General features: G+C 44.2%; 10 protein-coding genes. 8 read left to right on the top strand and 2 right to left on the bottom strand.

The window, feature by feature from the left end:
* Position 1 precedes the first annotated feature (1 nt).
* The 4 genes from AAFN85_RS06065 (at position 2) to AAFN85_RS06080 (ending at position 8,304) form a co-directional block, all read left to right on the top strand.
* Positions 2 to 2,296, top strand: a complete 2,295-nt coding sequence (locus tag AAFN85_RS06065) for a family 20 glycosylhydrolase (protein WP_347526132.1) — start codon at positions 2 to 4, stop codon at positions 2,294 to 2,296.
* Between the two features lie 9 nt (positions 2,297 to 2,305).
* Positions 2,306 to 4,423, top strand: coding sequence for an alpha-L-fucosidase (locus AAFN85_RS06070; protein WP_347526133.1), 2,118 nt, complete (start codon positions 2,306 to 2,308; stop codon positions 4,421 to 4,423).
* Between the two features lie 67 nt (positions 4,424 to 4,490).
* Positions 4,491 to 6,764: a GH92 family glycosyl hydrolase gene (locus tag AAFN85_RS06075; protein WP_347526134.1), complete on the top strand. Its 2,274-nt coding sequence runs from the start codon at positions 4,491 to 4,493 to the stop codon at positions 6,762 to 6,764.
* A gap of 454 nt (positions 6,765 to 7,218) precedes the next feature.
* Complete coding sequence (locus AAFN85_RS06080) at positions 7,219 to 8,304, top strand: DNA topoisomerase IB (protein WP_347526135.1); 1,086 nt, start codon at positions 7,219 to 7,221, stop codon at positions 8,302 to 8,304.
* 96 nt (positions 8,305 to 8,400) lie between these two features.
* On the opposite strand, the gene AAFN85_RS06085 is transcribed toward AAFN85_RS06080, so the two are convergent.
* Positions 8,401 to 10,281, bottom strand: coding sequence for a M56 family metallopeptidase (locus tag AAFN85_RS06085; RefSeq protein ID WP_347526136.1), 1,881 nt, complete (start codon positions 10,279 to 10,281; stop codon positions 8,401 to 8,403).
* Positions 10,282 to 10,292: 11 nt separating this feature from the next.
* On the bottom strand, positions 10,293 to 10,649 hold the full coding sequence (locus AAFN85_RS06090; RefSeq protein WP_347526137.1) for a BlaI/MecI/CopY family transcriptional regulator: 357 nt from the start codon (positions 10,647 to 10,649) through the stop codon (positions 10,293 to 10,295).
* 548 nt (positions 10,650 to 11,197) lie between these two features.
* Here AAFN85_RS06090 and AAFN85_RS06095 point away from each other — a divergent pair.
* The 4 genes from AAFN85_RS06095 (at position 11,198) to AAFN85_RS06110 (ending at position 16,145) form a co-directional block, all read left to right on the top strand.
* Positions 11,198 to 12,781, top strand: coding sequence for a flavin monoamine oxidase family protein (locus AAFN85_RS06095; RefSeq protein ID WP_347526139.1), 1,584 nt, complete (start codon positions 11,198 to 11,200; stop codon positions 12,779 to 12,781).
* 34 nt (positions 12,782 to 12,815) lie between these two features.
* Positions 12,816 to 13,982 carry a histidinol-phosphate transaminase gene (locus AAFN85_RS06100; protein WP_347526140.1) on the top strand — a complete coding sequence of 389 codons (1,167 nt, stop codon included), beginning with the start codon at positions 12,816 to 12,818 and terminating at the stop codon, positions 13,980 to 13,982.
* A 121-nt stretch (positions 13,983 to 14,103) separates the two neighbouring features.
* Positions 14,104 to 15,096, top strand: coding sequence for a Hint domain-containing protein (locus AAFN85_RS06105; RefSeq protein ID WP_347526142.1), 993 nt, complete (start codon positions 14,104 to 14,106; stop codon positions 15,094 to 15,096).
* Positions 15,097 to 15,644: 548 nt separating this feature from the next.
* Positions 15,645 to 16,145, top strand: a complete 501-nt coding sequence (locus AAFN85_RS06110; RefSeq protein ID WP_347526143.1) for a c-type cytochrome — start codon at positions 15,645 to 15,647, stop codon at positions 16,143 to 16,145.
* Positions 16,146 to 16,194 lie beyond the last annotated feature (49 nt).

Genomic DNA, 16,194 nt, shown 5'->3' on the forward strand with positions numbered 1-16,194 from the left:
TATGAAAGTAATCTCGAAATATCTGTCGGCAGCAATATTAACGCTAACTTGTTTAGGTGGGGTTAATGCGCAAGAAACAACTGCAAAATTTCCTTTGATCCCTTATCCTGCGCACTTAACAGCAGGAGAGGGTTCATTTATAATCACCGGCAAAACCGGCATCGTAACCTCCAATGCCTTTAATACCGAGGCTTATGTTTTAAAGGAACTATTGCGTACGGGTTTGGGTAAACCTATTGAAGTAAGTAAAGTGAAAAAGGCGCATGCTATTAACCTTGTTTACGACGCAAGCATAACCGAACCTGAAGCTTATAACATGAGCGTTACTAAAGATCAGGTAGTGATCCGGGCAAAAGATCCGGCTGGCGTGTTTCATGCTGTTGAAACTATCCGCCAGTTATTGCCTGTTGGCATTGAGGCTGGTGTGGTGCAAAAGCAATTAACATTGCCTGTAGTTGCTATCGAAGATGCCCCGGTTTATGGATGGCGTGGTATGCACCTGGATGTATCAAGACATTTTTTCTCTGTTAGTTACCTGAAAAAATATATCGACAGGATGGCTTTGTACAAAATGAACAAGCTGCACCTGCATTTAACGGATGATCAGGGTTGGCGCATCGAGATCAAAAAATATCCACTGCTTACTGAAGCCGGCGCATGGCGCACGTTCAATAATCAGGATTCGGCTTGTATGAAAAAGGCTAAGGATAATCCGGATTTTGTGATCGATAAAACACACATCGTACAAAAAAATGGTAAAGCCATGTACGGTGGTTTCTATACTCAGGCCGAGATGAAAGGTGTGGTAGCTTATGCTGCCGCCCGTCATATCGATATCGTGCCTGAAATTGATATGCCAGGGCACATGATGGCTGCTATCAATTCGTATCCGTTTTTAACCTGCGATGGCGAAAATAAATGGGGCGAGTTGTTTACCAAGCCTATCTGCCCTTGCAACGAAAGTACTTTTGAGTTTGCCGAGAATGTGTTTACAGAGATCATGCAGATCTTCCCGTCAAAATATATCCACATCGGCGGCGACGAGGTTGACCGTACCAACTGGGGTAAATCTGATGCCTGCAAAGCGTTGATGGCTAAAGAAGGTATTAAGGATCTGGCAGGGTTGCATAGCTATTTCATTAACCGGATGGAGAAGTTCTTCAATTCTAAAGGTCGCAAGCTGATTGGTTGGGATGAAGTGATTGAGGGCGGCATTAGCCCTACGGCTATTATTATGTACTGGCGCACCTGGGTACCAGATGCCCCGGTTAAAGCGGTTAAAAACGGTAACACCGTGATCATGACACCCGGCGAGCCGCTTTATTTTGATAACCAACCCGATCAGTATTCAATCAACCGCGTATATCATTTTAACCCGGTACCTAAAGTGCTGAATGCTGAAGAAGCCAAATCCATCATCGGGGCGCAGGCTAACTTATGGTCGGAAATGATCCCTTCCGAAAAACGTGCTGATTACATGGTGATGCCAAGGATGACCGCCCTTGCCGAAATGCTTTGGACACATAAAGAGGGTGAATACGATTCGTACCTGCAGCGTTTAACCCAGCAGTTCAAACGGATGGATGTTATGAAGATCAACTACCGTTTGCCCGATTTGCCTAACCTGCTTAACGAATATGTGTTTACTGATGAAGGCAAGCTGAGCATCGCTTCGCCATTACCATCCTTAACCATCCGTTACACAACAGATGGTTCTTTGCCAACTACTAAGTCGGCAGTATTGCCATCTCCATTAGTTATCAAAAAATCTGAACTGTTGAGGGTTGCGGCATTTACACCATCAGGTACCCGCGGCGATGTTTACAACCTGAACTATACCCAGCAACAACTGCTCGGTCCGATAAAAATTGCCCCGCCAAAACCGGGATTAACAGCTACTTATTATAAAGCATTCTTCAAAAAAACTGCTTTAATGCAAAATGCCAAAGTGGATAGTACTTTCAGTACTGATAAAATTGAAGTACCTGCCACGGTTAAAGCTCCATCGTTCGGTATCACCTACAAAGGTTATATTGATGTACCAACCGACGGCATTTATAGCTTTTACCTAACCTGCGATGACGGCGGTGTATTGTACATTGGTAATAAAACGGTTGTTGATAACGACGGGAACCACTCGGCACAGGAACGTAGCGGACAGGTTGCTTTAAAAATGGGTGCGCATCCGTTTAAACTTGATTTTATTGAAGGCGGCGGCGGCTTTAAGCTGTTGCTAAAATATAGTGTAAATGGCTCGGTGCCGCAGGATGTGCCATCGTCATGGTTTAAAAACTAATATCTACATATGAAAAAGTTTACAGGCATTGCCTTGTTGTTACTTACAGCTGGCTTAAACGGCTTCAGCCAAACCGCTCCAAAACCTTATGGTGCACTGCCCACGCAGGGACAGCTTAACTGGCAGGAAACGGGGATGTATTGCATTATTCACTATGGAGTGGATACCTATACCGACAAGGAGTGGGGTTTCGGCGATGAAGATCCCCATATCTTTAATCCATCGCAATTTAGCGCATTGCAAATAGTTGCGGCTGCTAAGGCGGGCGGTTTTAAAGGCGTGGTTGTGGTAGCCAAACACCATGATGGTTTTTGCCTTTGGCCAACCAAAACCACCGAACATAATATCAGCAAAAGCCCTTACAAAAATGGCAAAGGCGATATCTTAAAAGAGTATCGCGAAGCCTGCGATAAACTGGGTATGAAACTGGGCGTATATTGCTCGCCATGGGATAGGAACAACCCTTACTATGGCACGCCAGAATACGTGAATATCTACCGTGAGCAGTTGAAAGAATTGTACACCAATTACGGTCCGCTGTTTATTTCATGGCACGATGGTGCTAATGGTGGCGATGGCTATTACGGCGGCAAACGCGAAGTGCGTAAAATTGACCGCTCAACCTATTACGGTTGGGATACTACATGGGCCATTACCCGTAAACTGCAACCTAACGCGGTATTATTTGGTGATGTTGGTCCGGATGTACGCTGGGTAGGCAACGAAGAAGGCCATGCCGGCGAAACCTGCTGGGCAACCTACACCCCTCATGCCCCTGATGAAGGTAAGATTCCCGCCAATGGTTACGTGAAAGATTACGAAGGTACCGAGGGTACCCGCAACGGCAAATACTGGATGCCTGCCGAGTGTGATGTATCGCTTCGCCCGGGATGGTTTTACCACAAGGCGCAGGATGAAGGCGTAAAATCGCCTTACACACTGCTCGATCTGTATTACAAAAGCGTAGGCCGCGGTGCCGCGCTTGATCTGGGTTTATCGCCCGATCCTCTTGGTATTGTTAATGAGATAGACGTTAAATCGTTAACCGAATTTGGTAACCTGCTTAAGCAAACATTCGCGGTTAATTTGGCTAAGGGCGCTACGTTAACAGCAAGTAATGTGCGTGGAGGAAACAAGGCTAAGTTTGGCCCGCAGTTTTTGGTGGATGATAACCGGTACAGCTATTGGGCTACCGATGATAAGGTAACTACGCCAGAGTTAACTATTGATCTACATGCGCCCAAAACATTCAATGTTATCCGTTTAAGGGAAAACATCAAATTAGGCCAGCGTATTGAAGCTGTTCAGGTAGATGCCTATGTAGGTGGCAAATGGGAGCAGATAGGTGCTGCTACCAGCATTGGCGGTAACAGGCTGATCCGTTTATCGCAAAATATTACCGCGAGTAAACTGAAGTTAAGGATCACTAAATCGCCGGTGGGGATTGCTTTGAGTGATTTCGGAATTTACAAAGAGCCGGTACACCTTACAGCGCCAAAAATTTCCCGCAATAAAAAGGGCGAAATATCTATCAGCACCGAAGCTCCGGTAAGCGCTATCCGCTATACATTGGATGGACACGAGCCTACCGCAACTTCGCCTGTTTACAGCAAACCGTTTACACTGAGTGATGGCGGCATAGTAAAAGCCCGTAGCTTTGAAGGCAAAGGGCAGCAAAGCGAAAGCTCTTATGCTTCCTTTGGTTATGCCAAAGCCGATTGGAAAGTATTGGATGCTACCGCTGCAGGTGAAGACTGGGGCAAGGCTGAAAACGCTTTCGATGAAAATACCCGCAGCCTTTACAACACGCTGAAAAAAGATGATGCGCAATTCCCGCAGCAAATAAGCGTTGATATGGGCAAGGAGCAAAAAATAAAAGCGTTCGGCTACTTGCCAAGGCAGGATAAACAGGCGGATGGCATAGTTGATAGCTATACGTTTTACATCAGCAATGATGGCAAAACCTGGGAAAAGGTAGCTTCGGGCGAGTTCTCAAACATTAAATCCAACCCTATTGAGCAGCCCGTAGTATTGAAACAGGAAGTAAGCGCCAGATATTTTAAGTTTGAGGCGCAGCACGTTATAGCCGGGAACGGAATTACCGTGGCCGAATTAAGCGTATATTAATAATCTATTAAGTATCGGGGTTTACTTTGGCAACATTATAAACCCCGATCATCATCTAAAATAAAGAATGAAAAAACAACTTGTTTTGGCCGGTTTCCTGGCCCTTGTTAATTTAAGCTCGCAGGCACAAAGGCACAGGTCGCAGCCTATGCAAAAAGCCGGTTTAACCCAATATGTCGATCCTTATATCGGTACCGGTTTCCATGGTCACGTTTTTGTTGGCGCAAGCGTTCCTTTTGGCGCAGTGCAATTAGGCCCAACCAATATTTCTGAAGGCTGGGACTGGTGCTCGGGCTACCATATTTCCGATTCTACCATCATTGGCTTTCAACATACCCACTTAAGCGGTACAGGTATCGGCGATCTGGGCGATATTTCCTTTATGCCTACCACTGGCGCTATCAACGTGTACAAAGGCAGTAATAAAGATCTGAAAAGCGGTTATGTATCGCTGTTTAGCCATAAAGATGAGGTTGTAAAACCCGGCTATTACAAAGTAAAACTTAAAAAGTACGATATCGGCGTTGAGCTTACCGCAAGTACCCGCGTAGGTATGCATAAATACACTTTCCCGGCATCAAATAACTCTCACATCCTGATCGATCTGCAAGAGGGGATAGGCTGGGACAGGCCGATGGAAGCATATATTAAACAGGTTGATAAAAATACCATCTGCGGTTACCGCTTCTCTAAAGGCTGGGCAAATGATCAGCGCATTTATTTTACCGCGGTATTCTCTAAGCCTATCAAAACCTTCGCGGTTTATGATAGTATAGCAAATGTAAAAGGTACCGAGCTTAAAGGTAAAAAAGTTAAAGGTGTTATCAGTTTTGCAACCACCAAAGGCGAGGTTGTTTATGCCAAAGTAGGTATCTCGCCGGTAAGTGCTGAGAATGCCATGCTGAATATCAAAACCGAAGTACCCGGTTGGGATTTCAATAAGGTAGTAGCTGATGCTGATGCTTCATGGAACAAACAGTTAAGCAAGATCACCATCAAGGTCGATTCGTTATCGCAAATGAAGAAGTTTTATACCGCCTTTTATCACACCATGATAGCGCCATCTATTTTTAACGATGTGAATGGCGAATACTGGGGAACAGATAAAAAGGTACACAAAAATGAAGGTTTTAATAACGTAACTACTTTTTCGTTATGGGATACTTACCGTTCAAATAACCCGCTCTCAACCATTATCCACCCGGAGCATGTGAACGATATGATCAACTCCATGCTTGCCATTTACCAGCAACAGGGCAGCCTACCGGTTTGGCATTTAATGGCTAATGAAACCAATTGTATGGTGGGCTACAGCGCTGTACCGGTTGTTGCCGATGCTTTGCTGAAAGGCTACAAAGGTTTTGACGCTAACCTGGCTTACGAGGCCATGAAAACAACCGCCATGGGCGATGACCGCGGCATTAAATACGTGAAAAAATACGGCTACATCCCTGCCGATAGCAGCCGCGAATCGGTATCAATGGGCCTGGAATATGCTATTGACGATTGGAGCCTTGCACAGGTAGCTAAAAAATTGGGCAAAACTGAAGATTACGCTTATTTCAGCAAACGTGGTGCCTACTATAAAAACTATTACGATGCGAAATCGGGCTTCATGCGTGGCCGTTTATCGCAGGATGCATGGCGTACACCTTACAGTCCATTCATTTCCATCCACGAAACCGGCGACTTTACCGAGGGCAACGGTTGGCAATATACCTTCCTTGTTCCGCAGGATGTGGAAGGTTTGATCGATATGCTGGGCGGCGTTGATAAATTCAATACTAAACTCGATTCGTTGTTTATTGCCGAAGGCGATATGGGGAAATTCAAATCGCCGGATGTATCTGGTTTAATTGGTCAGTATGCGCACGGTAATGAGCCGAGCCACCCGATGAGTTATTATTATGCATACTCTGGCAAGCCATGGAAAACTGCCGAAAAGGTGAGGTTTATCCTGGATGATTTTTACACGGATAAACCGGATGGAATTATCGGTAATGAGGATGTTGGCCAGATGTCGGCGTGGTATGTGTTATCTGCAGTTGGTTTTTATCCGGTTAACCCGGCTAATGGGCTTTATGTATTCGGTAGCCCGGTGGTTAATGAGGCTACTTTGCAATTGCAGGGAAATAAGAAATTCCATGTATTGGTTAAAAACAACGGGCCTAAAAATAAATACATCCAGGCCATGACGCTTAATGGCGCTAACTATACCAAAACTTATATTAAACATACAGATGTGATGGCCGGTGGTGAGTTGGTGATCACTATGGGCGATAAGCCGGGTACTGTTTGGGGTGTTGGCGAGGCTAATAAGGCTGTTTCGGTGTTGAAGTAAAACTCCTCCGCCCATGTCATTGCGAGCGCAGCGTGGCAACCGCACGGAAGCCGAGCCGCTTTGTTTGGTCACCCTTTATAACCACCCTGTATAGTATGCGATTGCTTCGTACCTCGCAATGACATGATTTTAATAAACGAGAAAAGGATGCGCGCCGTGCATCCTTTTCTCGTTTATATAATCTACCGCGGGTTTAGCGATAGCGTAACCCGTGGGGGAAAACTACTTAAGTCTCCGACTTAAGTCACAAAAAGCAACATCATGATATTGGATAAGCTATTGCTGAATTCCTTGCAGATGGCATGCTGGTTTATTGCGGTTAAGTCAGAGACTTAACCTGTTATTCCCACGGGTTACACTATCACTAAACCCGCGGTAGATTATATTTTTTAAATATCCAAATATGATAAATCTCTAATTAAAACTTAATCTCCCCTCGGCATGTTATCTTTACATGAACCGTCTCCTCAAAAAGCTCGAAAAAATTGGCCGCGATCCCAAGATCACCGCAAAGGCGGTTGGCCTGCGCTATGTATCTGATTCATCACCGGGTTATACCCGCAAAAAATCGGGCAAAGGCTGGAGTTATTATGATGCTGATGGTGCGTTGGTAAAAGATAAGGGGTTGATCACAAGGTTCAATAAACTGGTGATCCCGCCGGCTTATACTAACGTGTGGATCTCGCCCTACGAAAACGGCCACCTGCAATTTACAGGTACAGATGCCGCAGGCCGGAAACAATATCGTTATCACAGCCATTGGAACCAGATCCGAAATCAATCCAAATATCACAGGATGCAAACCTTTGCGGCTCACTTGCCCGCTATCAGGGAGCAGGTAGATAAAGATCTGTTGAGGCATAATCTCGATCACGAAAAGGTAGTAGCATTAGTGGTTAGGTTGATGGAGTTAACCAGCATCAGGGTAGGGAACGAATCGTACAAAAAATTGTATGGCTCATTCGGTTTAACAACGCTGCAAAACAGGCATGTTAAGGTAGAGGGCTCGAATCTTAAGTTCGAGTTTAAAGGGAAGAAAGGCGTATTCCATAAAGTGGCGCTGCAAAGCCGTAAACTGGCCAGACTGGTGAAACAATGCAGGGATATCCCCGGAAAAGAACTTTTTCAATATTACAATGCCGATGGCTCAAGGTGCAGCGTAGGCTCGGGCGATATCAATACCTATCTGCATGAAATTACCGGCGAGGATTTTACCGCTAAAGACTTTCGCACCTGGGCAGGTAGTGTAAGTGCCCTGTACGCTTTTAAAGAGGCAGGGGAGTTTAACAGCATCACCGAGTGCAAAAAGAAAATAGTAAGTGTGCTTGACGAAGTAGCTATAAACCTTGGGAACACGCGTACTGTTTGCAAAAAGTACTACGTGCACCCATCGGTTATAAAAAGTTATGAGGAGGGCACCATTTTTAAATATATCAGCGGCCTTGATGAACGCGAAGATGTAAAGGCCGCCGAATTAAATGTTGCCGAGAAAGCATTGATCAACCTGCTGGAAACGGAAAAACTGGCCGAAGCCAGTTAGCTGGTTGAGTATGTTTTACGGGTTGATTAGCAAGACAGTATAAAGAACTCTTTTAACTAAAACCGATCTCTGAAAAACCCATACGTAATCACCCAATTACTTTTTGCGTGTGCCTATAACTACAACGCCGTCTTTGGCTTTATCTCCGTATTTTTTTATAGCATCGTCGCCTTTTAATATCGAAACGCTTTCTATTTTATTGGTGTCAAGTTTTTTCAGGGCCTCAACTGTGGTGGTTTTACCATCAACTACAAACAATGGCTCGTTGCCGTTATCGGTAGAGATACTAAGGCCGTTAACTTTGATCACCTTTGTATCTGATTTCTTTCCGCGACCAGTCACTATAACATCTCCGTTTGTTGATACGGCACTATCATCGCTAATAAGGGTCCATGCCTGGGCAGATGTAGCTGGTTTGCCTTTTGTAGCTCTAACTGTTATTGTGTTACTGCTACCGCCGGTACTGCTTGATGTGCTGGTGGCCGTTTTTACAACAAAAACTTTTGCTGGTTTTACATGAAAATTGTTGTCCGGAGCGATAACGGCCACGTCGTTGTCGTCGTCTTCACGAATCACCATCGGATCTACATTTACATTAGCGTTAACTACTTTCCTGATCAATATATCTTTCGCAACTGCTTTTTCAAGCTCTTCTTTGTTGGTGGCATCTTTAGTAATTACATAGGCCACTTTTACAGGCTTATCATCATCAACTTTAGCAAATTTGCGCGCTTGGCTACCGGTAAGCATATACATGTTTTCGATATTGGTAGGATCGAGGTTTTTACCGGTTGATACTTTGCCGTTGACTACAAACACAAGCGAATCTCTTTTAAAATCCCTTACAATTAGCTTTAACCTTTTATTGGTATCGTTTTTTGCAGGTTTGGGAGTAATAGCGATAGCAGCAAGCGGACTAAGCGCGGCTTGTGGTGCAACCACCGGCGTAAGAGGTGTTAAAGGTTTAAGAGTTTTTACTTTTTTTGCCACTTTGGGAGTTTTTGCCGCTTTAGCTACAGGGTCAGCAACCTCATTTGGGTTGATAATGATCCTGGCCAGGGGCTGCACCGCGGCCGCAAGGGTAATTCTGACAGGTTTGGCAAAATCAGCTTTCGAAATGCTGAATACCAGTAAAAGTGCCATCACAGCCGGTACAACAAATGCGTAGCGGGTGAGGTTAAGTTTCGACGATCTTTTCGCGTTCATCATGATTATCCGTTTTTTTATAGTTGAAATATTAAAATGGTTTACTATTCCGGGTTGAGCGTTGTTAAAGCTCACGTTTACCAAACTGTACTGGTAAGTTTTACTGTCGATACCGTTTTTAAGGATCTTTTGATCGGTTATAAATTCAATGTTTTCGCGCACCGCCTTTTTAATGAGCCAGATGCCGGGGTTGAACCAGTAAAAAATACTGCTTAGTTCGGCCAGCAAAATATCTGCGGTATGCCATTGGTTTACATGGATCTGTTCGTGCTGTAAAATGGCTTCCAGTTCGGCAGGTTGGTGTTTTTGTGGGTTGATATAGATGCTTTGCCAGAATGAGAACGGTGCTGCATCCTTATCCATAATGCGCACACTGTAGCCGTTAATGTACCTTGGTTTGGAAGTTTTATACAATCGTAATAAAGAAACCAGCTGCATAGCCAGCCTGATGAGCAGTACGCCCGCACCAATCCAAAATACAACACTAAGCCAATACCAATAATCAATGGCCTGCTCCGGCTGTTGAATAAGTTTCGCAGGTGCCTGCCAATTAATGGCTATTTGTTCGATGGGCCGGGCCAGTTCTTCGTGCCGTTGCACAAAAGCCGAAAAATCAATCCATGGGTAAATACTGGCGAACAGAATTGCTGTAACCAGGTAAGCACGGTTTAAAGTGTAAAAGGTAAGCTTGCGCAAAACAAGATAGTAACCGGCGCAAAACAACAGCAATGCTGCATTTATTTTAAGTAACAAAACAAAAGTTGCTGGCATGGTTGTAGGTTTTATTGTTTTTCAATCAGTTTAATGATCTCTTTCAAATCGCTGGCGCTGATCTTTTTTTCGTTGGCGAAAAAGGTTACCAGGTTTTTGTACGAGTTTTCAAAATAGTCGCTCACAAAGCCGCTCATAAAGCGTTTTTTGTATTCTTCTTCCTGTATCTGTGGCAGGTAGCGGAACGAGTTGCCCATTTTCTCACTTTTCAAAAATCCTTTACGCTCCAGGTTTTTAATGGTTGATGCCAAGGTGGTGTAAGGTGGCTTGGGCTCAACTATCGCGTCCAAAAAATCCTTGATAAAACCCGGACCCGATTGCCATACCGCCTGCATCGCTTCTTCTTCCTGTTGAGATAATTTTTCCATTCTATTTACGATTGTTTCGTAAATCTACGAACTATTCGTAGTTGTGCAAATTTATTTTCAGATTTTAACAAAAATTAACAGTCGGTGGTTAGAGGTTGGAGATTAGAGGTTAGGTTGTCTGAACCGGGATTTGGGTGGATTTTTAGGATTAATGGATTTTGTCAAACTCGAATTTGGGCGAATTATTGGAATTTATTGAATTTGCTTTTCATTCTGGTCATTCCAGAATTCAACGAAATTCCGGTTTAGAAGTATCATTTAGTAATCCTGTTCTCCTAAAAATCCACCCAAATCCCGGTTCAGACAAAAAATCATGCAAATGCGCCAATCTGCAAAGAAAAAACTTAGCGTCTTCGCGACTTTGCGTGCTTAAATAAACCATATGCTAATCATCAATAACAATATTTTAACTTAAACACATCGCGTGCTTAAAAATCCCCGCTAATTTTATCAAAATCACAACAAAAGTTGATTTACGCTTAACATTCCAGCAAACAAAAAGCTATATTTAAGCCAAAGTTGATTGTAAAACATAAAAAACGCGCTTATTGAAAACTATTACCCGCCGGGACTTTTTATCTAAAAGTACCATGCTGGCTGGCGGAGCGTATCCCGCTATGCTTGCTCTTGGTTTACTAAAATCCGCGCCGGCGCATGCTTTTAATTTGGAAGGCAGCGGCAAAGGAAAACACATTATTATTTTAGGTGCCGGACTTGCCGGCATGACCTGCGCTTATGAACTGAGTAAGCTGGGTTATCAATGTACCGTTCTCGAAGCCCGTCAGCGTACAGGTGGCCGCTGTTTCAGTATCCGTGGCGGAAGCACCAATACTGAAATTGATAAGCCTACAGCCACCGCACGTTTTGATGCAGGGCAATACTTCAATGCAGGCCCATCACGGATTCCGCATAACCATGAACTTACCTTGCATTATTGCAAAGAGTTAGGCGTGCCTATCCAGGTTTACAATAACGTAAACGAAGGTGCTTACTACTTTGCCGAGGGAAAAGGCCCTCTATCAAACAAAAAAATAAAAGTACGTGAGGTGCATAACGATATCCGCGGTTACATGACCGAAATGCTGGCCAAAAGCATTGATCATGGAAGCCTCGATAGCAGCTTTACTAAAGAGGACGGCGAAAAGATCATCGAATACCTGCAGGCCGAGGGCGGTTTGGATGTAGATAAACTATACAAAGCATCAGCACGCCGTGGCTACACCGAATCGCCGGGGGCAGGGGATAGGCCCGGTAAAATTGCCGATCCGCATAAACTGGCTGATCTGCTACACTCCGGTTTGATGGACCCCGATTTTTACAATGTAGCCGAATATACCTACGAGCTACAGATGACGATGTTCCAGGCTGTAGGCGGTATGGACATGATAGCTAAAGCATTGGAGAAAAAGGTAGCGCCATCTATTAAAATGGGAGCGGAGGTTACAGCTATTAATAATGTAACTGATGGTGTAAAGATAACCTATAAAGATGCCACGGGGGAGCACGTGCTGAACGGCGACTTGTGTGTTTGCACTATCCCGCTGCCCGTGTTAAGTAACATCAACAATAATTTCAGTGGCGATGTTAGCCGGGCAATAGATTATATCAGCTATAACCAAACCGGTAAAATAGGCCTACAGTTTAAGCGCCGGTTTTGGGAAGAGGATGAGCATATTTACGGAGGTATCACGCACACCAACAACGATTTAACGCAGATTTTTTACCCGAGTTATGATTATTTAGGAAAAAAAGGTATCTTGATTGGATATTATAACTTCAACGAAAAAGCGCAGAAAATTGGTGCTTTAGGCTATGCCGAAAGGGAGAAATTCGCGCTTGAAAAGGGGCGGTTGATCCACCCGCAGTATGACAAGGAGTTTGAAAACTCGTTTTCGGTAAGCTGGCATAAAACTAAATATAATTTAGGCGGATGGGCGGTTTACACTTCCCAAACCCGTAACACGCAATACCCGGTACTAACAAAGCCCGATAAGCAGGTATATTTTGCCGGCGAGCATCTAACGTATTTAAACGCCTGGATGGCTGGTGCCTTCGAATCGGCGCGGAGTACGGTTGCTGCTATCCACGCAAGGGTTACTGATCAGCGTACACAATATCCTATTCAAAAATAATATTAACGTATAAAAAGCATTAAATACCACCACCATGTCGAGCACAATTAACCGCAGAAACTGGCTCAAGTCCAGCGCATTTATGGCCGGGGGACTGGCCTTTTTTTCAGGAACCATTGGCAAGCTGGCAGCCATGCCCGCACGTGTATTTAAACCCTCAAGCCGCGCCATTACCGATAAGGAAGCGATAACCACAGCTGGTTTTGAAATGAAAGCAAGGCTACTGGCTAACGAAAACCCTTTCGGCCCATCAGCCGCGGCAAAAAAAGCTATCCAGGATGCTATCGATAAAAGCTATCAGTATCCATTCATGACGATGGGAACCCTCTATAATAAAATAGCCCAGTACGAAGGCATCAACTATAACAACATCCTGATGGAATCGGGTTCGTCGCCATTGTTGCTTGCCGCGGCTATCCATTACAGCAAGGGAGGCAAAAGCATCATCACCGGCGATCCATCGTACGATGATCTGCCTTCGCACGCCGAACATTTGGATGGTAAATGGATAAAAGTGCCGTTAACGGCCGATTACAAGCTTGATCTGGATGCCATGGAAGCAAAGATCGACAGCAATACAGGCCTGGTTTATATCTGCAACCCTAACAACCCAACTGCAACCGTTTTAGATACCGCCAAACTCAAAGCTTTTTGTGAGCGCGTATCCAAAAAAGTAACCGTATTTGTTGATGAGGCCTATATCGATTATCTGCCCGATGCTCAAGCCGCTACCATGATCAGCGCGGTTAAAGCCGGTCAAAATGTTATTGTGGCACGCACGTTCTCTAAGATATATGGTCTTGCCGGTTTGCGTTGCGGTTATGTAATAGCTCAGCCCGATACTATTAAAACGTTATCGTTATATACCACAGGCTTCTCGCTCTCAGCTACCACCATTGCCGCTGCAATCGCCGGCTACCGCGAAGAAGAGTTTTTGAAAGATGCCCTGCAAAAAACAAACGCCTCTAAAGAATACCTGTATTCGGTACTAAAAAAAGAAGGATACGAATACATTCCATCATCGGCAAACTTTGTAATGTTCCCCTTGAAAATGGACGGTAAAAAGTTTGTAAGCGAAATGATGAAGCGCGGCGTAGGCGTACGCAACTGGCAATTTAACGGCAAAGACTGGTGCCGCGTAAGCATCGGCCGCATGGACGAAATGGAAGCCTTTGCCGAGGCGTTTAAACAGTTATCTTGAGTTTTTAGAAGCAAGAAATCAAGAATCAGGAGACAAGAAGAAGAATGAAACGTGCTCCTGATTCTAATACTTTGCTTCTTTTCTTGACTCTTGAATCCTGATATCTTGAATCTAATCAACAATGACCAAATTAACACTCACACTACTACTAAGTTCAACACTGTACTTTGCCAAGGCGCAAACGGTAAATCCTCGTCCGCTTACTATGGATGAGTATAAAAAGGCGCAAACATTTACTATCGCCAGCCTTGATAATGATACCTACGTCAAGTTCGAGAACGCTTATGTGCTGGATAGGTACGAAAGCCGCAAGCCGTATTTCATCACCGGATCTGACGGTTTAAAAAAACGTATCGACCTGTATAAACTTGTTGCCAAAGAAGGCATGCAGGAAATTGGCCTGATGGTATTTTATACCAACGAGAAAGGCAAACTATACAAAGCCCTCGTTCCCGATTTTACCGCTGATGCTAAAGTTTGGGAGCAATACTTCCAGGATATTGATAATATCAACAAAGTAGAGCAGAACTTTATCCTGAAGCTGTCATACGTTTTATCAAAAGAATTAAGCTTTCAGCAATACAAAGTGCTTAATGGTGGTAAAGACCTGAAAGAAGAAGCTGCCACTTATGGCAATGATATCTGCTTCCCTGGCGATGAAATGGTTACCATGGCCAACGGTGATAAAAAGATGCTGAAAACCGTGAAAAGCGGTGATGAAGTAATCTCCGTTGATCCGGCTACCAAAAAGAACATGGTAGTTAAAGTAAAAGAATTAACCACGCACGATGCCAAAAACTATGCTATCACTCAATTGGTGCTGGTATCGGCCCAAACAAAAACTACCATTGAGGGGCAATTTGTGAACCTGAACAGTAAAGTTTTGAAAGCCACGCCCAACCACCCCATGTTAACCAAACAAGGTAATGTGAAAATAGGAGAGGTTACCATCGGGCAGGAAGTACTTTGCCTTAACGAGCAAACCGGCAAATACGAAGCGTTTACAGTTCTGCGTAAAACCGAGCATGCCGAGGGGACACAAAAAGTATATAACATTGTTGCCGATGGTGGTAGTACATTGTTGATGAACGGTGTTATGGTGATGCAGAAGTAACCAGACCAAAAAGCAGTTGTATCTCCATACTTCATTGCGAGTAATTAAATGCGGAGGCATGTTAAGGAGATATGACATTTACACGTTTGTCATGCTGAGGTACGAAGCATCTTCTTCGCTCTGTATAGCGGCTATGCTTGGTGAAGAAGATCCTTCGCTATCGCTCAGGATTACAAAGCTTTTTTTTACTTGTCATGGGTAGGTACAAGGCAACCGCATGCTATACAGGGCGGCCACGCCTCCGTGCGATTGCTTCATACCTCGCAATGACGGCTTTAATATGCTTTTAAACAGTAGATAAGGAACATTATTGCTAATAAACATAATACTCTTACGGAATTGGAAATGAAATTTTCAAACACTCCGTAGGAGTATCGTGTTTATAGACAGAATACCAACTTCATTTTTTGGCTCCGTAGGTGCCTCCTGATCTAAAAGCGATTTCGCAGTGTAATTATGAAGTTACCGTGAATTGTTCAATCATTTAACTAAAAATGTTGCAACATTGAAAGCTATATTCTAACTTAGATGACTTAAACATGACAATTATGCCTGTGAACAAAAAGCTGTTAGTTACCCTCGGATTGTTATCCATCGTGGTGTTTGGTGCCATGACCTCGAGCAAACCGCAGGATGAAGGTTTTAAAAACCTTAAAGTATTGCCGAAAAACATTTCGGGCGATAACCTGCACAAGGTAATGGAAGAGTGGGAACACTCGTTAGGTGTGCATTGCAACTTTTGCCATGCCCGTAACGAAGAAACCAAAAAGATGGACTGGGCAAGCGATGCCAAACCTGAAAAAGAAATGGCCCGCGACATGTTTAAAATGACTGCCAAAATCAACGAGAAGTATTTTCACGCTAAAAAAGATTCATTGGGCATGATCATGCAATCTGGTGTTAACTGTAATACCTGCCACCGTGGTACTGCTCACCCTGAGGTTGTAGTGCCAGAAGGGCGTGGTCCTGGTGCTCCGGGTCAAGGTCCGGGTGGCCAGCCTGGTCCGCCTCCTGCCGGTCAGCCTACTCCGCCTCCTCCTGGTCAATAATTGTGTAAATTTTACAGACAATATAAAAATGCCCTTCGATATAGTTTCG

The sequence above is a fragment of the Mucilaginibacter sp. CAU 1740 genome, from assembly GCF_039839285.1.
In the GTDB taxonomy this organism is placed as follows: Bacteria; Bacteroidota; Bacteroidia; order Sphingobacteriales; family Sphingobacteriaceae; genus Mucilaginibacter.